Below are 26,000 nucleotides of genomic sequence, written 5' to 3' on the forward strand. Positions count from 1 at the left end.
CTTATCGTTCCAAAATGGTCACGCCGGAAATGCCGGGCGCGCCGTAGACATGGGAATAGGCCGTGCGCGGATCGCCGGGCACTTGCCGCCCGCCACCAAGCCCGCGCAGTTGCAGCGCATTTTCATAAACCTGGCGCAGGCCCGACGCGCCGATCGGCTCGCCACAGGCCAGGCACCCGCCATCGGTGTTGACCGGCAGGCGACCGTCGATGTTGGTCCAGCCATTGGCCAGCCATTCTTCCTGATCGCCATCGGCGCAAAAGCCGTTTTCGGCCATGTGCATGATTTCCGCGCCGGATTCGGTGTCCTGCAACTGGGCGAGGTCGATATCCTCCGGGCCGATCCCCGCCATCTCATAAGCGGCCTTGCTGGCGAGCAGCGTCGGTGCGCCGCCGCGTTCGATGTCCATCGACGGGGCGAAGACCTCGAACGATCCGGGCGGGCGGGTGCGGATGACCGCTGCCTTGATCCGCACCTGATCGCGGCCGAGTTCGCGCGCCTTCTTGGCGCTGGCCAGCACCAGCGCGACGCCGCCTTCGGCGGGCGAGCAGAACATATATTTGGTCAGCGGGTCGCTGATCATCGGGGCGTTGAGGATGGTGTCGAGATCGACCGGCGAACGCCGCCACGCATGGTCGGCATGGACCGCGTTGCGGAATGCCTTTTCCGCGACCCGGCCCAGCGACGTCGGGCTGATGCCGTGCAGCGCCATATAGCGTTGCAGCTTCATCGCGAAAAACTGCGTCGTGACCATGAAGCCCGCCTCGCCATACCAGTCGGGCAAGCTATATTCGGCGGGCATGGCGTTGAATGCGCCGCGCGGATGTTTGTCGAAGCCGATGGCGATGCCGACATCATGCGCGCCCGACGCGATCGCCTGCCAGGAACCGATCAGCGCCGATCCGCCAGTGGCGCAGCCATTTTTGACATTGATGAAGGGCAGCCCGGTCAGGCCCAGTTCGTTGACGATCGTGTCGGCATTGCCCGCCGAATCCGATCCGCCGAAACCGAACTCCATGTCGGGCCAGGCAAGGCCTGCGTCGGCCATGGCGGCGCGTGCGGCATTGGCCCCTTGTTGCAGACCGCTCAGGCCTTCGCTGCGGCCAAACGGGTGGATGCCGATCCCGACGATATAGACGTCCTGCATGGCTCAGGCCTCCGTGGCGGGGGTAAAGGCGTAGAGGCGGATCGCGTCGCCATTGGCGGCGGTGGCGAAGTCGGTCGTGACCAGCTTCATCGCCATGCCGATCGTCAGGCTATCGAAGTCCGCGCCGACGATCTGCGTTTCCACGATCGTCGCACCAGGCAGTTCGACATAGCCGATGGCGAAGGGGGTGAAATCCTCTGGCCCGATATAGGGTGGCGATTTGGGACGGAAGCGCTGGACCGTCCAGGACCAGAGCGTGCCCCGGCGTGGCAGGTCGATCGGCTCCCACCGCGCGGCATCGTCCGGGCAGGGAAAGACGATCCGCCCCGTATCCCGGTTGCGGCCGCCGATCAGGGTCGGTTCGGGTGTTTCCCGAAACAGTCCCTGCGCTATCGCTGATGCGCCCAACGTCTAAGCCCTCTCATTCTTGTGTGGAGCCACTATGGGAAGCGGAACGGGCGAAGGCTTCTGTAAGAAAGCATAGGTTGGCAGCGTCGTTGGCCGCGCGGGCACAAAAAAAGGGCCAGCCGGTCGCCCGGCTGGCCGTATATTTTCTCAGGGGGAGAAACTTTATTTCGCGGCGGCCGACGCCTGCGTTTCATGCGGCAGATGCGGCACCATGACGGCGGCGACATTGCCGAGATAGCCAAGCTGCGTCGCCTTGAACACGGTCTGGCTGCGGTTGACCGCCTCCAGCTTGATCGCGGCATTATGGATGTGGAAGCGCACGGTGGCGCAGCTGCGGCTGAGGATCATCGCGATTTCCGCGTCGGTCTTGCCCACCGCCGCCCAGCGCAGACATTCCACTTCGCGCTTGGAGAGGCGGCAATTTTTGGGAATCCATGGGCGCTGGCTGCTGACGCGGGTATAGCCGTTGACGAAGCGCCGGGCATGATATTCGAGCTGGTCGCTATAGAGATCGAACTCGCGCGACAGGTCGTCGCGCTTGTCGTTGATCGGCGAAAAGCTGATCGCGGCGATCTGACCAAAGGACATATGCACCGGCACGACGATCACCGCCTTGGCATTCACTTCGCCCTCGAAGAGGCTGAGGTCGATCTGGTCGAGCAGCGGATTGGGCGCGCGGGTATGGATGCCATGGGCATTGGCCCAGAAGGGTTCATTTTCGTAGCGGCAGGCGAAGGGCAGGGGAGAACTGAGCGCGAGTAGCGGCTTTTGCCACCATTGTTCCTTGGTCGAGGGCCAGCCGAACACGGCGCTGGCCAGCACTTCGCCTTCCGCATCGGTCATCGGCGATCGCGACGCGATATTGGCGCAGGCCGCGACGCGGAAATTGCCCAGGTCGCGGGCAATATCGCGCAACGCCTCCGCCGCCGGCCTGATGTCGGCGGGCGCGAAAATAGCGGTTGGAACCTGCCTGCCCGAACGGAAATCGGTCGCCACTTTTGCGGCTTGTCCGGTATCCTTGCGGGGGGCGACGAGCGTGTCACCTGATCTCTCCATGCGCTGGATGCTATTATGGGCAGGGGGTGCGGGCAAGCGACAAAAACCTATGACTAGCGTTAGGTTTTCGGGGCGCAGCGTGCCCATGGTGAAACTAGCGGAATATCCAGTCCACGCCCTACCCGCTGCCCGTGCATAAATGCGTCATGAAACAGCAACAGCCGGACGGCGCAGCGCGCGGTCCAGCCATGACAATCCGGGGGATGGTGGCTTGAATTTCGATCTCAGCGATGAGCAGGCCATGCTTCGCGACCTTGTGCAGCGGTTCGGGGCGGACCGCTATGATGCCGCCAAGCGGCTGGCCTATCTGCGCGAACCGCGCGGCTTTGCCGACGCCAATTGGGCGATGTTGGCCGAAACGGGCCTGCTGGCGTTCGCGCTGCCCGAAGAGGCGGGCGGCTTTGGCGGTTCGCCGGTGGACATCATCACGGTGATGGAAGCGCTGGGGCGCTTCGTCGCAGTGGAGCCGGTGCTGCCCGCGCTGATCCTGAGCGCGGGGCTGGTGGCGGCGGCTGGCACGCAGGAACAGAAGGATGCGCTGCTGCCCGCCATTACCGGTGGCGAAGCGATCGTCGCGTTGGCGCTGTTCGAGACGCAGGCGCGTTTTGGCCTGGACCGATTGCGGACGCGGGTGACCGGCGGCCGCATCAGCGGAGTCAAGCAGATGGTGCTGGGCGGCGGCCATGCCGATCGGTTCATCGTCGCCGCGCGCGCAGGCGACGGCGCACCGCTGACGCTGCATCTGGTCGAGGCGGGTGCGCCGGGGGTCAGCATCGACCCCTATCGGCTGGTCGATGGTTCCCACGCTGCCGATGTCCGCTTTGCCGACACGCCCGCAGAGCAGATGGCGGGTGGCGAGGCGGACCTCGCAGGCGTGATGGATCAGGCACGGCTGGCGGTCAGCGCCGAACTGCTGGGCCTCATGGAAATGATGTTCGCCGCGACGCTCGACTATCTCAAGACGCGACAGCAATTCGGCCAGCCGCTCGGCAGCTTCCAGGCGTTGCAGCACCGCATGGCCGATTGCTATGCGCGGCTCGAACTCAGCCGGTCGCAACTCTATCGCGCGGCGGGCGCTGGCGCGGACGGGCGCGCGGCGGCGATCATCGGGGCCAAAGCCTATATCGCCCAGAGCGCGGTGCATATCGGCGAAGAATCGGTGCAATTGCATGGCGGCATTGGCACGACCGAGGAATTATTAGTGGGCCAGGCGTTCAAGCGGGTGATGGCGCTTGTCACGCTGCTCGGCGATGTGGATCATGACATGGACGCCTATAGGACGATGACGACCAAGGCCGCACGAGAGGATCAGGCGCGCGCATGACGGAAAGCTATCATCGGGTGGTCGAGGCCAGCGCGATCGAGGATCGGGCGATGATGCCCTTCATCGTCAATGGCTGGCCCGTGTTGCTCTGCAAGGATGAGGGGCAGATTCACGCCCTCATCAACCGGTGCAGCCACGCCGCCGCGCAACTGGCGCCGGGCGGCCGCGTGCGGCGCGGCGCGGTGATGTGCCCGCTGCACGGCGCCCGGTTCAAGCTGGACAATGGCGAATGTCTGGGCGGGGCGGGCTATAAGGCGCTCAAACTCTACCCTTGGCGCGAAAGCGCGGACGGGTGGATCGAGGTAGCGGTGCCGGACGAAGCGCCGGGCGCGGAGCATCTGCCGGTCAAGCCGTTGGGGTGAAGTAGAATGTGGTGCCCTTAACTCTCACCGTTCGTGCTGAGTAGAGACTGAGCTTGTCGAAGGCTCGTATCGAAGCATCATACACAGTGCATGACCCTTCGATACGCCGTTTCGACTTCGCTCAACGGCTACTCAGGGCGAACGGGTTGGGGATGGGCAGACAGATCACCCTGCCTCAAGCGCCCTCCCCCTTGCACCACGCAATGCCCCGCCGCAGCAGGTCGTAAAACACCGGCAGATCCCAGGCGCAGCGGTCGATGGTGGGCCACCAGTCGAGGAAGGGCTGCATGTCATAATGGCTGCGGCAATGGCCGAGCGTGTTGTAGAGGACCGCGCCTTCGCCCTGCGCCTTGATATATAGGACAGGGTGCCGGTCCTGCGCCCACTGATGCTCGTCGAAGCCGGTCGCTTCGCCGGCAAACTCGGTGTCGAGCAGGACATGGAGATCGCCATGCCGTTCCATCAGATACAGCTCGTCGGTCGTTTCGAACGGTTCGATGCCGCGGGTCAGCGGGTGATCGGGGTCGGCGACATCGACCCGATAGGGCGCGATCGGCGGGTGGGCGATGAACTGGCTGCCCAGCGTTTCCATCATCAGCGGTGCCCAGCGCGGGCTGCCATAAAGGCCATTGTCGAACAGGCGCAGCACCGAATTGGTGCCATGCAGCGCGTACCAGCGGCCACCATCGCGCACCCATTGGCGCAATGCTTCCTGCGCGGGCAGGGGCGGCACGACGTCGCAGGTGTAAGTGATGAGCATGTCGGCGGCGAGGATGGCGTCGAGATTGCCATAATCCTCGAACACGCGAGTCCGCACACGCGGGTCTTCGCCCAGCAGCTTCAACAGCTCCAGCCGGGCGAAGTCCATGTCGTGATAAAGGCCGCCGACGATCAGCACGCAATTGATGCGCGCGGGCTGTGTCTCGCTCATGCTATCGTCCCCGCTTAATATTGCACGCCCTTGGTGATGCCGCCGTCGATCAGGATGTTGGCCCCGGTCATGTAGCGGCAGGCGGGCGACGCGATGAAGGCGATCGCCTTGGCCAGTTCCTCGCCCGTGCCCATCCGGCCGAAGGGGATTTGCTGGAGGATGCCGTCATGGAAATCGGTCATATTCTTCTTGATATAGGCCCAGGGGCCATCGTCGGTGTAGATCGGGCCAGGCGAGACGCAATTGACGCGCAGCCCTTGCGGCGCATGTTTCTGCGCCAGCGCGGCGCTGTAGTTGATGACCGCGGCCTTCAGCGCATTATAGGGCTGCGGCCCCATAAACTCCTCCAGCGCGCCAGTGGACGAGATGGTGACGATCGACCCGGCATCGGACTGTTCGAGTGCGGGTAGGGCCGCGTGGATGCCGCGCACCAGCGGCAAGATGTCGCCGTTCAGCACCGTGGTCCAGGCTTCGGGCGTGTCCACCCCCGGATTGACCGAGACGAAGGAAATGAAAATGTCGCAGCCGCCCAGTTCCTGCGCGGCGCTGCTGACCCAATTGGGGAAGGCGTCCGCATCGGTGACGTCCACCGACGCGCCGATGCCGCGCACGCCGAGCGCCTGCACTTCGGCGACGACGGCATCGACCTTGTCCTGGGTCCGGCCGCATAGCGCGACGTCGCAGCCTTCGGCGGCCAGAACCTTGGCGACGGCCCGGCCGATGCTGGCGTTGGCGCCTGCGAGAATGGCTTTGCGCCCCTTCAGACCAATGTCCATGACGGCATCCTTTCCTGTTCACACTGCATTTGCTCGCCTGTTTATCGGCAAAGGGGCGGCGCTGCACTGGCAAAAGCGTCAGGGGCGTGCGCGCCAAAGATATGACCCTTAGCGATTGTGAGAGGGGGACGGCGCGGCTTTTGCCGCTATGCTGCGGCCTTGAATGGAGGGTATATGGGGACGGATGCGATCAGAGTAGCGGACCATGTCAGGGCGCATGCCGCCGCGACGCCCGACGCCATCGCCCTGATCTTCGAGGGGCACCAGACTAGCTATGCTGCGCTGGATAGGCAGGCGAGCCGGGTGGCCAATGGCCTGATCGCGGCGGGCTATGGCGTGGGCGATCGGATCGCCTATCTCGGCAAGAATCGCGACGACTATTTCGGGCTGTGGCTGGGGGCGGTGAAGGCGGGGCTGGTGATGGTGCCGGTCAACTGGCGGCTCGCCCCGCCGGAGGTCGCCTATATCCTCGCCGATTCAAGGCCACGAATGATCGTGGTGGAACCGGAGTTTCTCGATCGGGTGGCGGACAGCGCGGCGACGATCCTGCTGGCCGACGCGGGCGAGGGGCATCCGCTCTTTGCCGACTGGCGCGATGCGCAGGATGACGCCGATCCGCACCGCGATGTCGGCTATGATGAGGCGGTGCTGATGCTCTACACATCGGGCACCACCGGCAACCCCAAGGGGGCGATGCTGTCCAACCGCAGCCTGCTTGGCCTGCGCGCGTCGGTGCCGTCGGCGGAGCTGCCCGACTGGTATCGCTGGACGGCGCAAGATGTGTCGCTGATCGCGATGCCGATCTTCCACATCAGCGGATCGGGCTGGGGGCTATGGACCTTGCAGCATGGCGCGACCGGCGTGGTGGTGCGCGAGTTCGATCCGACGCGGGTGCTGGACCTGCTCGTCACTTTCCGCATTACCAAGATCATGCTGGTGCCCACAGCGCTGCGCATCCTATGCGATCATCCCCAGGCGGCGGAGACGGATTTCAGCTTCCTCAAGACCATCTGCTATGGTGGCTCTGCGATCCCGCTCGACCTGTTGCGGCAGGCGATCGCGGTGATCGGCTGCGGCTTCGCGCAAATGTACGGCATGACCGAGACGGCGGGGACGATCATCGGCCTGCCGCCGCAGGATCACGACCCGCAGGGGAGCGAGCGGATGCGCGGCATCGGCGTGCCATTGCCCGGCGTGCGGGTGCGGATCGCGAACGAGGCAGGCGAAACGCTGCCGGTGGGCGAGATTGGCGAGATCATGGTGGCGTCGCAGGCGTGCATGATCGGCTATTTTGAGCGACCCGACGATACGGCGCAGGCGCTGGATGCCGAGGGCTGGTTGCGGACCGGGGACGCGGGCCGGATGGACGCCGATGGCTATCTGTATCTCGCCGACCGGATCAAGGACATGATCATCACCGGCGGCGAGAATGTCTATCCGGCGGAGGTCGAAAATGCGCTCTACAGCCATCCCGCCGTCGCCGATGTCGCGGTGATCGGCGTGCCGGACGCGAAATGGGGCGAGGCGGTCAAGGCGATCGTCGTGCCGGTCGAAGGAGAAACGCCCGATCCCGCCGCGCTCATCGCCTGGGCGCGCGAGCGGATCGCGGCCTACAAAGCGCCCAAGACGGTGGAGTTCCGCAGCGACCTGCCGCGCAATCCATCGGGCAAGATATTGCGCCGCCTGCTGCGCGAGGCTTACCGGCAAACCTAAGAGTAACGGCAGGTTTCTGGCAGCGGTTGGCGGCATATCCTCCCTGCACAAACAAACAAGGAGAGGCGTTTTGACCGCCAATTTCACCGGGCCGATTGAGGACCGGATCGCAATCCGCGAATTGCTGGAAACCTATGCCGATGCGGTCAATCGCGTCGATCAGGATCTGTGGGCGTCGCTGTGGGTCGAGGACAGCCATTGGGATCTGTCGCATTATCCAGAGCTGGGCATCGTTTCCGGCAAGGACGCGATCGTTGCCCTGTGGGCGGGTGCCATGCCGCATTATCCGCAACTCAGCTTCCTCGTAAATCCGGGGATGATCCGCGTTGACGGCGATAGTGCGCAGGCGCGCGCCTATTTCTCCGAAGTCTATGCCGAACCGGGGACGGGCAAGGATAAGCGGGCACGGGCTTGCTATAATGACAAGCTGGTGAAGCGGGACGGGCAATGGTTCTTCCAGAGCCGGTCCTTCACCATCATCCACCAGACCTGACAACAGGCGCTATTCCCGCCCGCTCGCTCTCCATGAGAGGGTGGGAATTGACCCGGCCGCTTGAGGGTGACCGGGTCTTTTTTGTGGGGGAATGGCGGTCAAAAAATCCTCCCCTGGCAGGGGAGGTGGCTGCGCGAAGCGCAGACGGAGGGGTGTCACCCTATCGATAGGGTGACACCCCTCCACCACTTCGTGGTCCTCGAACGGAGGCACGTGACTCCGTTCGACCCCTTACAGGGGAGGAATTATGTCAATGCGCGGTCATGCCGCCGTCGATGACGAGTTCGGAGCCGGTCATGAAACTGGCGGCAGGCGCAGCGAGATAGACGATGCCGTCGGCGATTTCCTGCGGCGTGCCCATGCGGCCAAGCGCATGGCCGGCCGATACGGTGGCGCGGGCGGTTTCTTCGTCGGGGAAGGCGCCGGTTTCGACATAACGGGCGTAGATGGTGTCCATCATGTTGGTGTCGATACCGCCGGGATGGACGCTGTTCACCCGGATCGGCTGCTTGAGCGCGGCATATTCCAGCGCGGCGCATTTGGTGAAGAGCCGCACCGCGCCCTTGGACGCGCAATAGGCCGACATGAAGGGCGCGCCCGCCAATCCCCCGACAGAGGACAGGTTGATGATCGACGATCCGCCGCGCCGGTCCGCCCCGCTTTTGGCCAACAGGTCGGCCATGGCGCGGGTGCCGAGGAAAATGCCCTCCACATTGATCTGCATGCAGCGGCGGAAGGTGGCGAGGCTGGTGTCGGCGATCGCGTCGGTGACGGAAATGCCCGCATTGTTCACCAATATGTCGAGCTGCCCATAGGTGGCATCGACATAGGCCGCCAGCGCGGCCCAGCCATCCTCGTCCGTGACGTCGAGCGGGCGATAGTCCGTAGCCCCCGCCACGGTGGCCGTCTGCGCCATGTCGGTCGCAATCACGCGCGCGCCCGCGTCGGCGAGCGCCTGGACAGTGGCGCTGCCGATGCCGCCGCTGGCACCCGTCACCAGCGCGACCGTGCCGGTCAGGTCGAAATTGCTCATAAACTATCCTTCAGGTTAGCGCGCGGTCCAGCCGCCATCGACCACGACTTCGCTGCCAGTCATGTAGCTGGCGTCGTCGCTGGCGAGGAAGGCGACGACCTTGCCGATTTCGATCGGTTGGGCGAGGCGTTTGACCGGCGTGGTTTCGGCCATCTGCGCGATCAACTCCTGCGCGGTCACCGTGCCGTCGCGTTCGGCCCAGCGCTCCATGCCTTTGCGCAGCAGGGGCGTGTCGACGAAGCCGGGATGGACGGAGTTGACGCGGATCGGCACGCCCGCATCGGCAAATTCCAGCGCATTGGATTTGGTGAACAGCCGCACCGCGCCCTTAGACGCATTATAGGCCGATACCTCGCCCATGCCGACCAAGCCCATGATCGAGCTGATATTGACGATGCTGGAGCCATAGGGCGTGGTCGCGCCGGTGCGGGCAAGCATCGGCTGAAAGGTCTTGGTGCCCAGAAACACCGTGTCCATGTTGAGCGTCATCAGCCGCCGCCACGACGCCAGCTCGATATCCTGCACCTTGCCGGTCAGGTCCGCGCCGACATTGTTGACGAGGATGTCGAGTCGGCCATGGTCGGCCTCGATGGCGTCGCGCGCCGCCTGCCACGCCGATTCCTCGGTCGCGTCGAGGCGGAGGTAGCGGGCGTTCGGCATCGCCGCGAGAATGTCGATGACGGGCTGGCTGTCGGGCGCGTCCAGATCGGTGATGATGGTGGTCGCGCCATCGGCTGCCAGGCATTGCGCGATGGCATGGCCAATCCCCCTAAGCGCGCCCGATACCAGCGCCACGCGTCCGTCCAATCGTCCTGCCACAGCCATTCCCTTCCCGTTCCGCCCTCACAAGGGCGCGTCTTTTGCACCCCTGCTTGTCCGCCCTGCGCGCCTTTGCTTCACCTGCCGTTTTTTGCAGGTTCGCTCCTGGGACGATACGCGCATTGAGGGCCGACGGGCAGGCGTGCCGCTACGGCGTGCCACATCCCGATGCGATTTCGAGAATATAATCAGGTGAGGGTTTAGTAATGACCAGGATTTTCGCGCAACGATCAGCTTATGCGATGGCGACCAGCGCCATGGCGCTGTCGATGGGCCTTGCCCAGCCGCTGTTCGCGCAGGATGTTGCCCCGCAGGCAGTGACGCAGGCGGTGCAGGAAGGCGGCCTGACCGACATCGTCGTCACCGCGCGCAAGCGTGAGGAAAGCGTGCAGGATGTGCCGGTCGCCGTCACGGCCATTTCCGCTGAACTGATCCAGCGGCAGGATCTGACCTCGATCGAAAAGATCGCGGCGCGCACCCCCAACCTCAATGTCGGCCGCGCCTCCAACGGGTCGGGCGCGCAATTGACGCTGCGCGGCATCGGTTCGTCGTCCACCTCGATCGGTATCGAACAGTCAGTCGCGGTGGTGGTTGACGGGGTCTATTATGGCCAGGGCCGGATCATCAACGAAGGCTTTTTCGACCTTGGCGGCGTGGAAATCCTCAAAGGGCCGCAGGCCCTGTTCTTCGGCAAGAATGCGACGGCAGGCGTCATTTCGCTGACCACCGCCGATCCGACATCGACGCCGGAGTTCAAGGCGCGCGCCGGTTACGAGTTCAAGGCGCAGCAGGCGCAGGCCGAATTTGTCGGGTCCGGCCCGCTGACCGACACGCTGGGCGTGCGCGTCGCGGTGCGCGCGTCGAAAATGTATGGCGGCTATTATCGCAACGTCTCGACGCCGATCGACTATCCCACCTTCGACATCGCGACGGGCGCGACGGGCTTTGCGGTCGCCAACCCCGCGCCGGAGGAACAGCCCGGCGAGAAAGAGCTGCTCGGCCGCGTGACGCTGAAATGGGAGCCGACCGACCGGTTGACCGCCACGCTCAAGGCGTCGGGTTCCTATAACAAGACCAACAACAACAGCTGGAACTATGTCGCCTATAATTGCCCCAGCGGCGAGAGCCAGCTCAACGGCTATGCCTGCGCCCGCGATTTCGTGACGCACCAGAACAAGCTGCCTGCCGAGTTCGCGGCGCAGATCCCCTATGCCAAATCGGACGGCAGCCTCTATAATCGCTACAAGAGCTGGGCGGTCACCGCGAACATCAATTATGAGCTGGACGATGTCACGCTGACGTCGGTGACCAACTATAATTGGAACAACAACCGCTGGGCCTGTGCCTGCGATTTCCAGTCGAGCGTGGCATCCAATTGGGCGACCGAAAATTCGACCTTCGACGCTTTTTCGACCGAATTCCGGGCGCTGACCAGCTTCGACGGGCCGGTCAACCTGATGGTCGGCGGGCTGTATCAAAAGACCAAGCGGACCTTCGACCAATATATCGTGCTGGGCGGCCTGACCAACAGCGCCGCCGCGCCGGAGGATGAATATCTCGCCACGCGCAAGACGAGCTTCACCGATGGCGAGACGGTTGCCCTGTTCGGGCAGGCGACGTGGAAGATCGTGCCGACGCTCGAACTGGCGGTGGGTGCGCGTTATACGCATGAGACCAAGGACAGCTATTTCACCCAGCCCTATAATAATGCCGGGGTGGCGGCGATCTTCCGCGACCAGAATGACCCCGATGGCCTGGGCGTCATCACCGCCGATCAGACGTTCAACAACTGGTCGCCCGAAGCGTCGATCACCTGGAAGCCTGTGAATGGCATATTGATATATGGTGCCTATAAGACCGCCTATAAATCCGGCGGCTTTTCGAACGGCGGCATCAATTCCAAGCTGTCGGCCGACCCGGTCGCCGATCTGACCTTCGATCCCGAACGGGCGCGCGGTTTCGAAGGCGGGGTCAAGACGACGCTGGCCGACAATCAGCTGCGCCTGAACCTGAGCGTCTACAGCTATGCGTATAAGGATTTGCAGGTCGATTTCTTCAACTCGCCCATCTTCGCCTTCCAGACCCTGACCGCCGACGCGCGGACCAAGGGTGTCGAGGTCGATTTCGAATATGCGCCGCGTGCGGTGGCGGGCCTCAATATCCATGGGTCGATCAACTATAACCGTGCCCGCTATACCAGCTTCCCGCAGGCCCCCTGCTATGCCGGACAAAGCGTGGGCGAAGGGTGCAACATCGTGCTGCCGGGCGGCGGCGTGCGCCAGGATCTGAGCGGCCAGGCCTTGTCGGTCGCGCCGGAATGGACGGGGACGATCGGCGCTTCCTATGACACGCCAATGGGCAATGGGCTGATGCTCGGCCTGAATGCGGACGTGCGCTACAGCGGTTCCTACCTCCCCTCCGGCTTCGGCAACCCCGATTCGCGCCAGAGCAAATATGCGACGCTGGACGCGGGCATTCGTGTCGGGGCCGAGGATGATCGCTGGCAGGTGGCGTTGATCGGCAAGAACCTGACCAACCGCTTCTATGTGACCGGCGTGGTCGATGGCCCCTCGACCGGCGGCGCATCGGGTGGGGCAGTCCCGGCCCATGCCGACCAGCTGGGCTTTGGCACGCTGCCGCGCACGGTGATGGTGCAACTCAGCACCAGGTTCTGATAGGTTGCGCCCCCGGCCGATGGTCGGGGGCGGCCTTGTTTTGGGAGAGAGAGATGGACCCGCAACGCTATGCCGCCGTCAAGGCGATGGTCGAACAGATTTATGCGCTCACCGGCTCTGGCCAATGGGACGCAGCCGAAGCGATGATGACCGACGATTTCCGCATCGTCGAGGCCGACAGCCTGCCCTTTGGCGGGGAATATCTGGGCAAGGCAGCGCTGCGCGAACTCTATACCAAGGTGTTCAGCTTCTGGGACGATGCGGCGCTCGAAACCGGCGATATCACCATATCTGACGATCATGCGATCGTGATGGTGACGATCAAAGCGACGTCGCGGCATAATGGCGAACGCATGACCCTGCCGCTGTGCGAAGTTTTCCACCTGCGCGGCGACAAATTTTGCGGCATCACCCCCTATTATTTCGACACGGCACTGATCGCGCGGGCGTCCGGCACGCTGATGGCTGACTGAAGGACAAGGAAACGACATGGCTGATCTAACGGGCAAGGTGGCTCTGGTCACGGGCGGCACGTCGGGCATCGGACGCGCGACGGTGCAGCGGCTGGCGCGCGATGGCGCGCAGCTGGTGTTCACCGGATCGAAGGAGGATGCCGCCGCGACCTTGAGCGCGGAGACGGGCGCGCGCTTCGTCAAGGCGCGGGTGCAGGAGGAAGCCGACTGGGCGCGGGTCGCGGACCTGATCGCCACCGAGTTCGGCCGGCTGGACATCGTCTTCGCCAATGCCGGGACTGAAAGCAATGACGGCAGTGTCGAATCGATCTCGATGGACGGATGGAACGGCATCATCGGGGTCAATCAGACCGGGGTCATGCTGACCGCACGCACGGCGCTTGGCCTAATGCGCGCCAATCCGGGCGGGCCATGCGGGTCGATCATCATCAATTCGTCCATGTCGGCGCATAAGGTGATGGGCAATTATATGGCCTATTCGGTGACGAAGGCCGCCGTGCTGGCGATGGCCAAGTCGATCGCCATCCATTGCGCCACGGAAAAGCTGCCGATCCGCTGCAACGCCATTTTGCCCGGCGTGGTGGAGACGGAGATGATCAGCGCGATCATCGCCAAGTCGCCATCGCCCGACGCCGCGCGCGCCGCTTATGAAGGCATGTCGCCGTTGGGCCGGATGGGCCGGGTCGAGGAAATCGCCGCGCTGGTGGCGTTTCTGGGGTCGGACGAAGCGGCGTTCATCTCCGGCGGCGAATATGCGATCGACGGTGCATCCACGGCGGGCATGACCGGGGTTTAGGGTCAGGCGGTGTCCGCCGCCTGCGCCCGGATCGTGTCGATCAGCCAGCGCAGGCCGGGGTCGTTACTGCGCGTGACATGATATTGCGCCATTTCGACGAGCGGCGGGATCGGCACCGGCGGCGGGACGATCGTGATGGCGAAATTGCGCTGCATCAGATGTGCCAGCCGCCCTTGCATCAGCGTCAGCCAGTCGGTCTCCTGCAACAGCCAGGGCAGCATGGCGAAATTGGGCGCGGTCATCGCCACGCGCCGCTGGATGCCGATCCGGTCGAGATAGGCATCGCCGAAACTCGGCAATCGTTCCTCGCCGATCGCGACCATCACATGCTCATAGGCCTGCATCGTCTCCAGAGTGATCCCCTCGACCAGCGCGGGATGGTCGGCCCGGCCCACCAGCCAGTAGCGATCCTCCAGCAGGAAGTCGGACGGTAGTTCGGGCGTGAGATAGGCTTCCAGCGTGATCAGCAGGTCGATATTGCCATTGTCGAGCAATTCGATCCGCCTCTGGCTGGGTAGGAGCAGTTCGACCCGCACACCCGGCGCGGCCGAAGCGAGGCGGGTGATCATCGGGAAGAGAACGGCGGTGGCGATATAGTCCGACGTCATGACCCGGAAGGTGCGGCTGGACGTCGCGGGATCGAAATGGCGGGAGGTCGCCACCACGCTTTCCATCGTCGCCAGTGCCGCCTGCACCTGCGGGATCAACGTTTCGGCAAAGGGCGTCGGATACATGCGCTTGTTATGCGCGATCAGCAGGTCATCGCCGAAATAGGCGCGCAGCCGCGAGAGCGCATTGCTCATCGCGGGTTGGCTGAGATTTACCCGCTGCGCCGCGCGCGACACGCTGCGATCGACCATCAGCGCGTCGAACGCCACCAGCAGATTGAGGTCCAGACCCTTGAAACGCACATGTCTCTCCATTCACGACATGAATTGAATTGCATCAAAACAATCCTTTTATCAATCGTGCAGAACCGCCCTATATGCTTGCGACGAGGTCGTCGGTGGACGAACCGACCCACAATATTGGAGCAGGATCATTATGAGCCGCGTCACTGAAATTCGCTTTGTCGGCTATGCCGTCACTGATCTGGAAGCCGAACAGAGCTTCTACCGCGACGTCTGGGGGCTGAAGGACGTCGGCATGCAGGATGGCATGCTGCACTTCGCCGCAGAGGGGAATGACGAACATCATGTCGTCCGCCTGCGTGCCGCCGAGGACAAGCGCGTCGATGTCATTGCCCTGGCGGCCGACAGCCGCGCTGATGTCGATGCCCTGCATCAAAAGGTGACGGATGCCGGATGCCAGATCATCTTCGCGCCGCGTGACCTCACCACACTGGGCGGCGGCTATGGCTTCCGCTTCTTCTCGCCCGACGGCCTGCCGTTCGAAATTTCGAGCGATGTCGCGCGCGGCACGGCCCGCGAAATGCACCGCTGGGACGGCGTGCCGCAGAAGATCAGCCACATCGTTCTGCACTCGCCCGATCACAAGGCGATGGTGCAATTCTTCGTCGATGTGCTGGGCATGCGGGTCAGCGACTGGCTGGGCGATTTCATGTGTTTCCTGCGCTGCAACAGCGCGCATCACCGGCTTGCGGTGCTGCCGGGGCCGGCCTGCCTCAATCATGTCGCCTATGACATGCTGACGGTGGACGACATGATGCGCGGCATCAGCCGCCTGCGCAAAAAGGGCACCGACATCCTGTGGGGTCCGGGGCGTCATACCGCCGGGAACAACACGTTCAGCTATTTCACGACGCCGAACGGCTTTGCGGTCGAATATACGTCGGAACTGGAAGAGGTCGATTTCGAACATCATGTCGATCAGGTCCATGTGCCTGGACCGACCGTGATGGACCAGTGGGGTGTTGGCGTCGGCGGACCCCAGACCATGCCCCATCCAGAGGCCGACAAGGGCCTGTTTCAGCCGGTAGAGGTATAAGCCATGGCTTTGTTTGAATATTTCCCCAACTATATCTGGAACCTGTCGGTTTCCATCGCGCTGGAAAGCGGCGGCAAGATCGGCGAAATCGTCGATATGTGCCAGCCGATCCGTGACGCGGCGGCCTCCGGCGCGGATGCGGGTACGCCCCAGTTCATGGCGCAGTGGGTCGCGATGGCCGAGCGGCTGATCGGCCTCGCCGATGAAGACATCGCCGCCGGGCGCGCTTTCTCCGCCTCCGACAAGATGGAGCGCGCGGCGCTGTATCTGTTCGTGGCCGAACGGATGCAGGGCCATGGCGCTCCGGGCCGCGAAGCAACCTATGCCAAGGCGCGCGACATCTTCGATCGCTCGACGGTGCTGGGCAAGATCAATCGCGAGCGGGTGGAAATCCCGTTGGCGCAGGGCACGATGCCCGCGCTTTATACCCGTGCGCCCGGACCAGGGCCGCATCCGGTCGTCGTCTATTGCAATGGCCTCGATAGCTGCAAGGAACTGCTCTACTGGTCCAATCTGCCCGAAGCGCTGGCACGGCGCGGCATTTCGACGCTGAGCGTCGATCAGCCGGGCAGCGGCGAAGCGCTGCGCTTGCAGAATCTGCCGGTCGATCCGCATAGCGAAAATTGGGCGAGCAAGGCGGTCGACTGGCTGGAAACCCAGGCCGACGCCGATCCCAAGCGCATCGGCATGACCGGCATTTCGCTGGGCGGCCATTTCGCGCCGCGCGCCGTCGCCTATGAACCGCGCTTTGCCAGCGGCGCCTGCTGGGGTGCCAATCATAATTGGGCCGAGGTGCAGCAGAAGCGGTTGAACCGGGAAGGCGAAAATCCCGTCCCCCATTATTGGGCGCATGTCATGTGGGCCTTCGGTGCCGACACCATGGAGGACTTCCTGGAAAAGGCGAAGGACATGAACCTGAATGGCGGCCATATGGATGGCGTCAAGGTGCCGTTCCTCGTCACCCATGGCGCGAAGGACCGGCAGATCAGCGTCGATTATGCGCAGGATTGCTATGACCAACTCGTCAATTCGCCGCGTCGCGAACTCAAGCTGTTCACCGAGCGGGAAGGCGGGGTCGAACATGTCGGGGCCGACAATATGAGCTTTGGCTGCGACTATATCGCCGACTGGTTTGCCGACACGCTGAACGGCCACGCTGGCTAAGCGGCTGACCATCGCAACACTATAATGCGACGGCGGGCCATGATCCCGCCGTCGCCGATTTTTTGCAGGGGAGTGAACAATGCGTCTGGCAACATTGAAGCGCGGCGGCCGTGACGGCACGCTGGTAGCGGTCAGCGACGATGGCGCGCGCGTCGCGCCGGTCAAGGGCTATGCCACGCTGCAGGCGGCGCTGGACGATTGGGATGCGGCGCAGGATGCACTGGCTGCGGCCGCGCAGGATGCAGCGTCGGGCGAAGTGGTTACACCCGCCGATTTCGCCGCACCCTTGCCGCGTGCCTGGCAATGGCTGGACGGGTCGGCCTTTACCAATCACGCCAAATTGATGGAAACGGCGTTCAACATGCCGCCGATCGAAACCGACCTGCCGCTCATGTATCAGGGGATGAGTCACCAGTTCATTGCGCCGACCGACGATGTGCCCTTCCCCAGCGAAGCGGATGGCATCGATTTCGAGGGCGAGTTCGGCGTCATCACCGATGATGTGCCGATGGGCTGTTCGGCCGCCGACGCGCTACGCCATGTCCGGTTCCTTGTCCTGATCAACGACTGGTCGCTCCGCGCGATCGCGCCGGTCGAGATGAAGACCGGCTTTGGCTGGATACAGGCCAAGCCCGCTTGCAGCGTCGCGCCATTTGCGGTGACGCCCGATACGCTGGGCGATGCCTGGCGCGATGGCCGCGTCTGCCTGCCGCTGACGGTCGAGGTGGATGGGGAATGGTTCGGCCATCCCAATGGCGCGGCGATGGCCTATGGCTTCCACGAACTGATCGCCCACGCCGCCCGTTCGAGATCGCTGCCGGCCGGCACGATCATCGGCTCCGGCACCGTATCCAACGCGGAGCATGAAACGGTCGGCTCCACCTGCCTGTCCGAACGCCGCGCAATCGAAATGATTGCCCATGGCGCCCCCAAAACCGCCTTCCTCCCCTTCGGCAGCCGCGTCGCGATGCGCGCAGGCGAGGGGGCATCACCCTTCGGCGTTATCGATCAGCGGGTGGTGAAGGGGTAATCAGTCCGCCCGTACCGGGCAACGGCCCGAAGCAAAGTTGATGTAGACGTAACCGCGCCATTGCGCGGATACGTTCCGTCCGCTCGTGGAGAGCAGGCAGACGTGCGCCTGTAGCTTAGCGCGGCCCACCATAGCCGCACCAAATCCGCACATCCCACCGATACCGGCTGGACCATATCCCTGTCTGGGGCGCGATGATCTGAAAAATGGTAGCGGAGGAGTCGCTAAAAGTATCGTGTCAGGCGGGTTCATGGCGTCCGTAAGCACATTGTAACATCGGTGATTTTTGTTGTAGCCTGTTCGCGGTCGGTCGCCCTGATTTGTCTGAACCCGCATCAAAATGTGGGAACAACAGTGGGATCATTTTTTGCTACGAAATGTGGGACCAGTTTGTGGGAACACAGGCAGAAAATTCCCTAATAGGGAACCGAACCTGATGGCACTAACAACTTTGAAAGTTAAGAACGCGAAACCCGGTCGCCATACCGATAGTCGTGGCCTTTGCTTGCTCGTGAAGGACAGCGGGGCGCGGACATGGGTTCTGCGAATGCAGAGACACGGCCAACGCCGTGACTATGGGCTGGGATCAGCGTTGGACGTATCGCTAGCCGAGGCGCGTGAAGCAGCAGCAGCACTACGTCGCCGAGTCCGAGAGGGCTTTGATCCAGTCGCCGAGCGGCGGAAGGCGCGAAAGATCGTGCCCAACTTCGAAGCCGCGACTCGGACTTGCCACGAGACGTTACGCGAAGGCTGGAATGGCGGGCACCATGTGAAGTGGCTTGCTAGCTTCGAAAAGCATCTGTTCCCGAAGATCGGCAAGAAGCCGGTAGATCAAGTAGATAGCGCCTGCGTGGTCGAGGCGCTCGCGCCGATCTGGCTCGAAATTCCGGAAACTGCCCGCCGTATTTTGCAGCGCATAAGCGTTGTTTTGGATTTTGCGCACGTCAAAGGCTGGGTGCCGGGGGAAGTGTCGCTGCGTTCCGTTCGCAAAGGGCTTCCGCGCCAGAACGACAAGCGCGGTCATATGGAGGCCATGCCCTATGTCGATGTTCCAGCGCTTATGCAGAAGCTGGCGGTGGCAGCGCCGACAACGGGCCGGGACGCGCTGCGCTTTACCATCTACAATGCCGTGCGCTCCAACGAGACGCGCTTTGCCGTCTGGACAGAGTTTGACTTGGACAAGGGCATTTGGACCATTCCAGGCGAACGGATGAAGGCACGGGAAACCCATATCGTGCCGCTTTCCGCGCCTGTCGTTGCGCTGCTGCGCAAGCGTTGGAAAGAGCGCACCAGCGACACCGGGCTTGTGTTCTCACATAATGGTGAGAAGCCGATCAGCGATGTAACTATGACCAAGCTGTTGCGAGATGACGGAATCGCAGGGATAACGGTCCACGGCTTCCGTTCATCCTTTACCGATTGGGCAGCGGAGCGAACGCGCTTCCCGAAGGAAGTTGCCGACAAGGCGCTGGCGCACAAGCTGCCCAACAAGGTCGAAGCCGCCTATCGCCGCACCGACTTTTTCGAGAAGCGGCGCAGTCTCATGGCGCGTTGGGCCGAATATCTCGACCGGACAGAGACACAGAGCGGCAAGGGGAAGGACGCCGCCGCAACGGCGTCCGACCCTACAACGCTCCGCGTTGCCGCCTGACCAAATCGTGCAGGCTGGCGGTGGTGATACGGGTTGCCTTGCCGAGCTTCACCGTTTCAACCTCGCCAGCCGCGATCAGTTCATAGAGCTTGGTGCGACCGACGCCGATCATGCGCGCCGCTTCATTGACGCGGACGCAGATCGGATCGGGGGGCGGGAGCGCGGTCATTGGGCATGGCTCCCGGCCCGTTCCTCGCGATAGCTGACAGGATCGGCCATCCAGCGCTCGACGGACGACTCCCGCCAGCCAGCGCCATGAACGCTGATTCTGATTTGAGCGGGAAACGTCCCGTCCGCGATCTTGCGGTAAAGGGTTGAACGGGAAAGCCCGGTGCGGGCCAGAACGGTCTTCAATCGGATGATACGATCGGTGTTGGACATCGACTTATTCCATATGTGCGCCAGTTATGCCTTTCCCCCATGAGAGTTGAACAATGCGGGCCGTCCCTCAGCCCGCAAGGGGCAATCGGCGCGCATAGGGCTATTGCGGGCCTACGGCGGCAAATGTCGGGGATCGGCGGAGATTTCGCGCAGGCGGCAGTCATAGGGGATCATCGGTGGCCCCAGGCGGCAAGCGGCGGTCGCCTTTTGCCGGGAGAAAGCGGGGCGGTGCCTTGCAAGGGCAAGCAGCGGGCGCTTAGCCCTGAAAATGATAGCAATCGACCTGTTCGAGTCGCACGCCATGGCGGACCTCTTGTTGACGACCCGCCAAGCCGTCTTTTGCTATGCCTCCGGTGCATAAGCTGTCTCGGTTTTTTCGAGTGTGCAAGTGGATAGGAAATGAAGTTCCTGAAGTAGGCACTACACTGCCGCTTTCGGCACTTCAGTGCCGATTTGCACATTTTGGTGACGCTCGCACCAAAAGGCTGTGCGGTTTCCCGATGGCAATTGTCATGCGATTGAATTACATATGAGGAGAAGGAGTGATCCCATGGCAAACAATGCCCTTATTCAGACCCGAATCGATTCGGACGTAAAGGACCGCGCCTCCGCCGTGTTCGAGCGAATGGGGCTTACGGTATCGGACGCCGTGCGCATCCTTCTGACTCGCACCGCACGCGAGGGCGTTGCCCCCATGGAGCTGCTGGTAGAGCGGCAAGCCTATGACCAGTGGTTCCGGGCGCGAGTGCAGGAGGCGCTGGACGATGATCGGCCCGACATTGACGATGCCGAAGTTTCCGCGCGATTTGCTGAGCTTCGCGCGAACGCGCGAAAGGGCATCAAGCCGGTGCAATGAAACTTGCTTGGTCCAATCGGGCGACGACTGATCGTCTGGCGATATTCATCTGGATTGCCGAGGATAATCCGCAAGCCGCCGCCGATGTGGACGATCGGATCGAGGCAGCAGCCCAGCGCCTCAAAGACTTCCCGAATAGCGGGCGTCCAGGCCGCATCGAAGGCACGCGCGAATTGGTGATCGCGCACACGCCCTATATCGCACCTTACCAGATCATCGGGAATACTGTCCGCATCCTTCGCGTGATCCATGGAGCGCGCATGTGGCCCCACGACATTCCCCCGGAGTTCGCCCCGGAGTAAGCTGCCAGATACCCCCCGTTGGTGAACGATTGGCCGATAGGCGAATGTCGGCTCCGAAGCAAAGATGCGGAAATAGCTGCCATTGGCGAGGCGTTGCTCGACTAAGCAGCAGACGAGGGATCGCTCTGGGCCAACTCTACCGGCATTGTGCCTGTTACTGCTTCAGTCGGGACGGCGGCCTGCGCGGCAGCGTTCGCTAGTCGGCGTGCCGTCCGCGCGTTCAGCCAATAGGGCCCGCCAGGTTTTACGTTTGCCGCAAAACTTGCGTAGGCCCGGCGCACAGTGGGAGATTGCGGGACGTCGGCCTGAGATGAGAAAATCTGGTAATATCTCGTGAAGTATGGGCGATCCTCGGACCAACTCCACTTCCACGTCCAAGGCACGTCCGGCACCGTCGCGCCTCCGTGACGGACCGTACGCTCAAGCACCGTGGCGAAAAGAAAGTTATTTAGCGTCTTGACGAAGGTGCGAAGAGTGTCAGCGATACCTTGTAGATCGTCAATTGACGGGCGGAACGGGCGCTCGAGAAGCTGTCCGTGCGCATCTAGGCCGAGCCGGATGGCGTTGCGGCTCCCCAAACGCCCACCCCGGTGGACACAGCAATGACGCAGCTCGCAGATTCGAGCGAAGTCGTCCATCACCGCTTGCATCTCCGACCCCTTCACGTCGATCCCCAACACTTCCTTCAGGGCATCTGTGATATTCTTTGGGCTGGAAAAAGAGTAGCTCTCGAGTAGTGCTTCGGGCAGGCGGTCCTTCGCATGATGATAAGCGGCTCCGTAAGGCAGCGTCTGCAACGCTGCGCGGCTACCTGAAATTGCGTCGCCAAGCACGGTTCTCCGGATCACCGCCCGAACGTAGGACTCGACCGCCGAAGTGTATCCCAGCAAGACTAGACTACCGAGCGGAGCCGGAATTCCACCTCCGATGTACTGAAGATATAATTGATTGATCTCGTCAGTACTGGCGATGAACAAATCAATTGGACTGCTCTCACGGCCAAGAGGCGTCGGATCGAACATAGACACTGTCGAGAGATTCGGAAGCGCCTGCAGCGTTGTAAGTGCGCGGTAATCGGCAGCGTCCGACATCACGAAAGGAACTCGTCGACAAAGTCGTTCACTCGTTCCAAAACGCGACTGGAGCGGTGCGGACCCACACCGCGCGCTTTACGCAGCTCTGACCCGGGATCCTGCATTGTGACAAGGCTGCCAATCGTCTCTATTTTACGTTCCCGAAGCGCTTCTTGGGTAAATTGCGAAAGATTCGGAATTTCGCTGATCGGTAGTGCCATGCACCGGGTGAACGTAGAGCCATCTAAGAGCTTTTTCCCGCATGCATGACAGAAGCGCTGTGTATCGTTTAGCCGCGGAGTCTGGCAGTGCTGACATGGAGGCAAGTCGTATCGCAGGGATTCGAGACTGCCTTGATCTATGAGCCGGGAGATCACCCGTCGCACAGGATGCTTTGATTTCTTTCCCCCTAATGCGTCAACGATCAATCGCGCTCCGCCACCGCGGCCCTTAAAAATGGCTCGGTCAGCGATAAGTGCGCCGACATGAGGCGATATCCGCCGCAGCCGCCGGTCGGGTCCGTGCGATACCTCCGCCTCCTCTCGCACCAGTCCTGCTTCAATTAGAAGATTGAGCATTCGATTTGTTAGTGGGTCAAAGCCATCAGCGTTTATACCTACTTGCAGCTGGATGCCTTCGGTTGTGCTGTCGGCGTTTGCATCTCTTAGGACGTCAACAAGTGAGGCGAAGAATGTGACGCCTGTCGTGACCAACGAACTCAATTTAGGCAGTTTTAACGCAAGAGACTTGAACTCAGATATCCGCGCATCACGGTGATCCCGGATAAGCTGGTTCAGAACGGCTTGCTCCGACGTTGTGTCCGCCTTGTCCATCCAGGCCCGCATCATCGTCAAGTACGCTCGCGGCACGCCAAAGGCCGCATACATCAGCGATTTAGCCACAGCTTCCGGCACAGCATCGGATCCAGCTAGCCGACGCTGACCGATGTCGCGCATTACGTCGAGATAGCGGGGTTCAGTAACTGACAACCAGACGGGCACTGATCGCCCCTCGTGATCTGCATGGAAACGCGGCCCGTATTCAGTCGTTCCAGGATATACGGATGCCTTCGGCGAGATATCACTCGCCTTAAGAACGCGGACAATGTCAAAAAATTCGATTAGGTACTCCGGGGTAAGCGTCAATGCCGCGTCATCCAATAGCACAATTGATCGTCTCCGATCAGCGAGCTCGGCAGCATCCCGAATAAGATCCTTAATCGTCTGAATGCTCAGAGCAGCAATCACCGTCTGATCAACATCGGAGGTTGGAGTGCCCCGTTCCACCCGTTCAACAAACTTTCTCACTTCGTCGTGACTTACCGGGAACGTAATCCATAGCTTTTTTCCAAACTTTTCACTCACAGCGGCAAGTGCCTCCGCACAGGCTAATGCAATGAGAGCGAGGACCCAAGAGTGGAAAAGCGTGATCGCATCCGAGCGTGAACTGAGTAAGGGCTCGAGCCGGAGATAGCGGTTGAAGCTGACGTAAACTGCGAAGGGCGCCGATGCTTTTTGCCGACAGCTGATTGCGGCAAAACGCATCATATGGGTCTTTCCGCAACCACGAGGACCAACGATCAGCGTCAGCCCCTTGCTTACAAGGGCGCGATTAACCTCATCGAAATGATCCTGGACAATAGTGTCGGTTCTGATCTGCTCGTCGGTAAGCTGGTCCGCCCGTTCCTCGAAGCCATCGTCATCGTCCGTTTGCTTCGTCACCCTTATCTCCCGTTCTTGCACTAACTAGAACCTCTTTCGAACGTGGCAAGCCTAGTCAGCCGACTATCATATTGAGCAACTCACTTTTTGGCAGGTGTCGAGCGGACACCCCGCGGACGGCAGCAGATAAACGAGTGCGACCATCCGACGATCGAAGCCAGCGCCAAACGCTTTCTGTCACAGATTTGGGGCAGCGAAGCCGATAAACGCAGTCGGAAATCGGAAGGGTTCCGCGAGCCACTAGCGCGACTTTGGCTTCTATATTACGATGGACTCGGGCCATCAAAATGTCGCCGGGCACGGCCTCAACCTCGTTTGGGCAAGGTTCATGCCCGTTCAGCTCTAGAACGCCATGTTCTGCCGCAGCCGCAAAACCATCAGTATGAAATAGCGCTCGGCGCTCCGCACGCGCCTTCGTGGCATTGGTTGCCCCGCGAACGACCTGCACGCCTAGGTCTGCAAGTGTATTACCGACGCGTTCGGGCGTGCCCGCTGCAGAAGTTAGCCAGTTCCCAGAAGACGAATAGAAACAGCCAGGCTCGGCGTTGCTGTCTCTAGCAGCCGATGATGAATGTTTGCGCAACACTACAAGATGCGTTTTTGCGTCTGTGCGGTGGAACGTATGAGGCGGAAGCGACTTTATAGCGCAGACGTCGGCAACGTGCTCCACTTGCTGCCTGAACCAAGCCGCACGAGCACCTGCTACAAGAGTGTCAGGCATGATCGACGCCACGGTCGCACCGGGCTTTGCAAACCAAAAAGCTTGTGCCAACGCGGCCATCTCAGCCGTCACCGATCGGAGCCCCCGGCCGACGATTGACCTATCGACAATCTGATAAAGGTTATCGCAGCGCGGCCTATACCCAAATGGCGGGTTTGTCAGCACTACGTCGAACCCATCACCGCCTAAGCCATGACTACCGTCAATCTGCAATGCGTCCCCAACTATATGTCGATGCACCAGCCGGTCGAGCCCATTGAAAAAGGGCCGAACCGTAGGATCTTTGTCGATGGTCACGATGCTACTAGGCCTCCATCGCTCCAGCGCCGCCGCCGACAGCGCACCGGGTCCGGAGCAGAGATCCAGAATATAGCTAGGTTCGGCGGAAATGAGAGCGACCAACTGCTTTGCAACGGGGGCAGGCGTGTAGAACTTCCCATCGTAGCGTGTTGATTCAGTCATTTGAAATCGCCTCCATACGATGGGCAATAGAGGCTAGGTCAACCGGGTACCAGCTTTATTCTGCGGACCCAATGCGCATCTTAGCGCCACGAATACTGGGCGAACCTGAGTCTGCTTCTGAGCACGAGGATTTGGCAGTCGAGTGGCGGAGTTTGGCGCATTGCCGTCCGTCGGGAAGGGCATTGGCTTCAGGCACGAGCCACACAATTCTGCGGCGACACTGCAAATCACGATGTCACAAGAACTGGTGAATGGCGGAATGCGTGAGAATTACCGCCGGATTGGTGAGTTGCCCGACAACCGCAGCCGAAGGCTTCTTTCAGGGTGAAGACTGCCTGCCTGATTTTGCGGTACGTTCGCTCTCCAATCGTTCAACCTCCTTTTCGACGAGGCTGCGGATGAACTGAGCGCGCCGATTGGGGCCGATCAGATCGTCAATGCGCTCCGCCAAGCCATTCGGCAGACGAACAACGGTTGTTTTTACTCCGAGCGGCGGTCTTCCCATGGAAGTTTCGTAACCGACGATGACGCCTGTTCAATCACAAGTTCATTAAGAGATATCGGTTATTGATTAATGCCATTCTTTTGCTGTATAAGCGATATCTGATAGTCCTTTGCGAGATGTAATCCAGAGGACGTAGCCGATGGAGGCAAGGCAATGCCGAAAGGTGAATATCCGTCTGACG

Annotated in this window: 26 protein-coding genes; 13 read left to right on the forward strand and 13 right to left on the reverse strand. The window is 61.8% G+C overall.

The genetic code is table 11. The features are described 5' to 3' along the window. Position 1 precedes the first annotated feature (1 nt). The 3 genes from SxD43FB_RS00315 to SxD43FB_RS00325 all read right to left on the reverse strand — a co-directional run bounded on the left by SxD43FB_RS00315 (position 2) and on the right by SxD43FB_RS00325 (position 2,611). On the reverse strand, positions 2–1,147 hold the full coding sequence (locus tag SxD43FB_RS00315; RefSeq protein ID WP_096060508.1) for a thiolase family protein: 1,146 nt from the start codon (positions 1,145–1,147) through the stop codon (positions 2–4). 3 nt (positions 1,148–1,150) lie between these two features. Continuing rightward, positions 1,151–1,555, reverse strand: a complete 405-nt coding sequence (locus SxD43FB_RS00320) for an OB-fold domain-containing protein (protein WP_096060509.1) — start codon at positions 1,553–1,555, stop codon at positions 1,151–1,153. A 162-nt stretch (positions 1,556–1,717) separates the two neighbouring features. Continuing rightward, complete coding sequence (locus SxD43FB_RS00325; protein ID WP_037476060.1) at positions 1,718–2,611, reverse strand: helix-turn-helix transcriptional regulator; 894 nt, start codon at positions 2,609–2,611, stop codon at positions 1,718–1,720. Between the two features lie 139 nt (positions 2,612–2,750). Between SxD43FB_RS00325 and SxD43FB_RS00330 the strand changes: the two genes are divergently transcribed. Together SxD43FB_RS00330 and SxD43FB_RS00335 are read left to right on the forward strand one after the other, a co-directional pair. Continuing rightward, positions 2,751–3,935, forward strand: coding sequence for an acyl-CoA dehydrogenase (locus tag SxD43FB_RS00330; protein ID WP_096060510.1), 1,185 nt, complete (start codon positions 2,751–2,753; stop codon positions 3,933–3,935). Next, positions 3,932–4,297 carry a Rieske (2Fe-2S) protein gene (locus SxD43FB_RS00335; protein ID WP_096060511.1) on the forward strand — a complete coding sequence of 122 codons (366 nt, stop codon included), beginning with the start codon at positions 3,932–3,934 and terminating at the stop codon, positions 4,295–4,297. Before SxD43FB_RS00330 ends, SxD43FB_RS00335 begins: the two co-directional genes overlap by 4 nt. A 175-nt stretch (positions 4,298–4,472) precedes the next feature. Here the strand turns inward: SxD43FB_RS00335 and SxD43FB_RS00340 are convergent, their stop codons facing one another. Both SxD43FB_RS00340 and SxD43FB_RS00345 read right to left on the reverse strand, forming a co-directional pair. Further along, the gene (locus SxD43FB_RS00340; protein WP_096060512.1) at positions 4,473–5,228 is read right to left on the reverse strand and encodes a ThuA domain-containing protein; all 756 of its coding nucleotides are present in this window, start codon (positions 5,226–5,228) and stop codon (positions 4,473–4,475) included. A gap of 14 nt (positions 5,229–5,242) precedes the next feature. Further along, entirely contained in the window at positions 5,243–6,004 is a 762-nt protein-coding gene (locus SxD43FB_RS00345; RefSeq protein ID WP_096060513.1) for an SDR family NAD(P)-dependent oxidoreductase, read from the reverse strand. A 174-nt stretch (positions 6,005–6,178) separates the two neighbouring features. Here SxD43FB_RS00345 and SxD43FB_RS00350 point away from each other — a divergent pair, with 174 nt between their 5' ends. Continuing rightward, positions 6,179–7,717 (forward strand): long-chain-fatty-acid--CoA ligase, encoded by a 1,539-nt coding sequence (locus tag SxD43FB_RS00350; protein ID WP_096060514.1) that lies wholly within the window; start codon positions 6,179–6,181, stop codon positions 7,715–7,717. Between the two features lie 70 nt (positions 7,718–7,787). Beyond that, positions 7,788–8,210 (forward strand): nuclear transport factor 2 family protein, encoded by a 423-nt coding sequence (locus tag SxD43FB_RS00355; protein ID WP_096060515.1) that lies wholly within the window; start codon positions 7,788–7,790, stop codon positions 8,208–8,210. Positions 8,211–8,460: 250 nt separating this feature from the next. Here SxD43FB_RS00355 and SxD43FB_RS00360 read toward each other — a convergent pair whose 3' ends face one another. Both SxD43FB_RS00360 and SxD43FB_RS00365 read right to left on the reverse strand, forming a co-directional pair. Next, positions 8,461–9,243, reverse strand: a complete 783-nt coding sequence (locus SxD43FB_RS00360; RefSeq protein ID WP_096060516.1) for an SDR family oxidoreductase — start codon at positions 9,241–9,243, stop codon at positions 8,461–8,463. A gap of 15 nt (positions 9,244–9,258) precedes the next feature. Further along, the gene (locus SxD43FB_RS00365; RefSeq protein ID WP_096060517.1) at positions 9,259–10,068 is read right to left on the reverse strand and encodes an SDR family oxidoreductase; all 810 of its coding nucleotides are present in this window, start codon (positions 10,066–10,068) and stop codon (positions 9,259–9,261) included. 200 nt (positions 10,069–10,268) lie between these two features. Here SxD43FB_RS00365 and SxD43FB_RS00370 point away from each other — a divergent pair, with 200 nt between their 5' ends. Genes SxD43FB_RS00370 through SxD43FB_RS00380 form a run of 3 tightly spaced genes read left to right on the forward strand, consistent with a single transcriptional unit; the run spans position 10,269 to position 14,006 of the window. After that, entirely contained in the window at positions 10,269–12,737 is a 2,469-nt protein-coding gene (locus tag SxD43FB_RS00370; protein ID WP_096060518.1) for a TonB-dependent receptor, read from the forward strand. 53 nt (positions 12,738–12,790) lie between these two features. Then, positions 12,791–13,210: a nuclear transport factor 2 family protein gene (locus tag SxD43FB_RS00375; RefSeq protein ID WP_096060519.1), complete on the forward strand. Its 420-nt coding sequence runs from the start codon at positions 12,791–12,793 to the stop codon at positions 13,208–13,210. A gap of 16 nt (positions 13,211–13,226) precedes the next feature. Continuing rightward, a complete protein-coding gene (locus tag SxD43FB_RS00380; RefSeq protein WP_096060520.1) occupies positions 13,227–14,006 on the forward strand; it encodes an SDR family NAD(P)-dependent oxidoreductase in 780 nt (259 codons plus the stop codon). Positions 14,007–14,008: 2 nt separating this feature from the next. On the opposite strand, the gene SxD43FB_RS00385 is transcribed toward SxD43FB_RS00380, so the two are convergent. Next, a complete protein-coding gene (locus tag SxD43FB_RS00385) occupies positions 14,009–14,917 on the reverse strand; it encodes a LysR family transcriptional regulator (protein ID WP_096060736.1) in 909 nt (302 codons plus the stop codon). A gap of 133 nt (positions 14,918–15,050) precedes the next feature. On the opposite strand from SxD43FB_RS00385, the gene SxD43FB_RS00390 reads away from it, so the two are divergent. From SxD43FB_RS00390 to SxD43FB_RS00405, 4 genes are all read left to right on the forward strand, one after another. Then, positions 15,051–15,953, forward strand: a complete 903-nt coding sequence (locus SxD43FB_RS00390; RefSeq protein ID WP_096060521.1) for a VOC family protein — start codon at positions 15,051–15,053, stop codon at positions 15,951–15,953. Between the two features lie 3 nt (positions 15,954–15,956). Then, the gene (locus tag SxD43FB_RS00395) at positions 15,957–17,117 is read left to right on the forward strand and encodes a prolyl oligopeptidase family serine peptidase (protein ID WP_096060522.1); all 1,161 of its coding nucleotides are present in this window, start codon (positions 15,957–15,959) and stop codon (positions 17,115–17,117) included. Between the two features lie 79 nt (positions 17,118–17,196). After that, positions 17,197–18,147 carry a fumarylacetoacetate hydrolase family protein gene (locus SxD43FB_RS00400; RefSeq protein WP_096060523.1) on the forward strand — a complete coding sequence of 317 codons (951 nt, stop codon included), beginning with the start codon at positions 17,197–17,199 and terminating at the stop codon, positions 18,145–18,147. Positions 18,148–18,487: 340 nt separating this feature from the next. Next, a complete protein-coding gene (locus SxD43FB_RS00405; protein WP_255245554.1) occupies positions 18,488–19,798 on the forward strand; it encodes a site-specific integrase in 1,311 nt (436 codons plus the stop codon). Here the strand turns inward: SxD43FB_RS00405 and SxD43FB_RS00410 are convergent. Together SxD43FB_RS00410 and SxD43FB_RS00415 are read right to left on the reverse strand one after the other, a co-directional pair. Further along, positions 19,773–19,967 (reverse strand): helix-turn-helix domain-containing protein, encoded by a 195-nt coding sequence (locus tag SxD43FB_RS00410; RefSeq protein WP_096060525.1) that lies wholly within the window; start codon positions 19,965–19,967, stop codon positions 19,773–19,775. The two genes, SxD43FB_RS00405 and SxD43FB_RS00410, sit on opposite strands and share 26 nt — an antisense overlap. Then, positions 19,964–20,179 (reverse strand): AlpA family phage regulatory protein, encoded by a 216-nt coding sequence (locus SxD43FB_RS00415; protein ID WP_021316615.1) that lies wholly within the window; start codon positions 20,177–20,179, stop codon positions 19,964–19,966. Before SxD43FB_RS00415 ends, SxD43FB_RS00410 begins: the two co-directional genes overlap by 4 nt. A gap of 550 nt (positions 20,180–20,729) precedes the next feature. On the opposite strand from SxD43FB_RS00415, the gene SxD43FB_RS00420 reads away from it, so the two are divergent. Both SxD43FB_RS00420 and SxD43FB_RS00425 read left to right on the forward strand, forming a co-directional pair. Beyond that, the gene (locus tag SxD43FB_RS00420; RefSeq protein ID WP_021316614.1) at positions 20,730–21,035 is read left to right on the forward strand and encodes a type II toxin-antitoxin system RelB/DinJ family antitoxin; all 306 of its coding nucleotides are present in this window, start codon (positions 20,730–20,732) and stop codon (positions 21,033–21,035) included. After that, complete coding sequence (locus tag SxD43FB_RS00425; protein ID WP_096060526.1) at positions 21,032–21,337, forward strand: type II toxin-antitoxin system RelE/ParE family toxin; 306 nt, start codon at positions 21,032–21,034, stop codon at positions 21,335–21,337. Before SxD43FB_RS00420 ends, SxD43FB_RS00425 begins: the two co-directional genes overlap by 4 nt. A 101-nt stretch (positions 21,338–21,438) precedes the next feature. Here SxD43FB_RS00425 and SxD43FB_RS00430 read toward each other — a convergent pair whose 3' ends face one another. Genes SxD43FB_RS00430 through SxD43FB_RS24575 form a run of 3 tightly spaced genes read right to left on the reverse strand, consistent with a single transcriptional unit; the run spans position 21,439 to position 25,314 of the window. Next, the gene (locus tag SxD43FB_RS00430; RefSeq protein WP_096060527.1) at positions 21,439–22,428 is read right to left on the reverse strand and encodes a hypothetical protein; all 990 of its coding nucleotides are present in this window, start codon (positions 22,426–22,428) and stop codon (positions 21,439–21,441) included. Further along, positions 22,428–24,131, reverse strand: coding sequence for a zinc ribbon domain-containing protein (locus tag SxD43FB_RS00435; RefSeq protein WP_141249436.1), 1,704 nt, complete (start codon positions 24,129–24,131; stop codon positions 22,428–22,430). The genes SxD43FB_RS00430 and SxD43FB_RS00435 overlap by 1 nt, the downstream gene beginning before the upstream one ends. Positions 24,132–24,186: 55 nt before the next feature. After that, positions 24,187–25,314, reverse strand: coding sequence for an N-6 DNA methylase (locus SxD43FB_RS24575; protein ID WP_141249437.1), 1,128 nt, complete (start codon positions 25,312–25,314; stop codon positions 24,187–24,189). Positions 25,315–26,000 lie beyond the last annotated feature (686 nt).

Source organism: Sphingobium sp. D43FB, assembly GCF_002312805.1.
Taxonomy (GTDB): Bacteria; Pseudomonadota; Alphaproteobacteria; order Sphingomonadales; family Sphingomonadaceae; genus Sphingobium.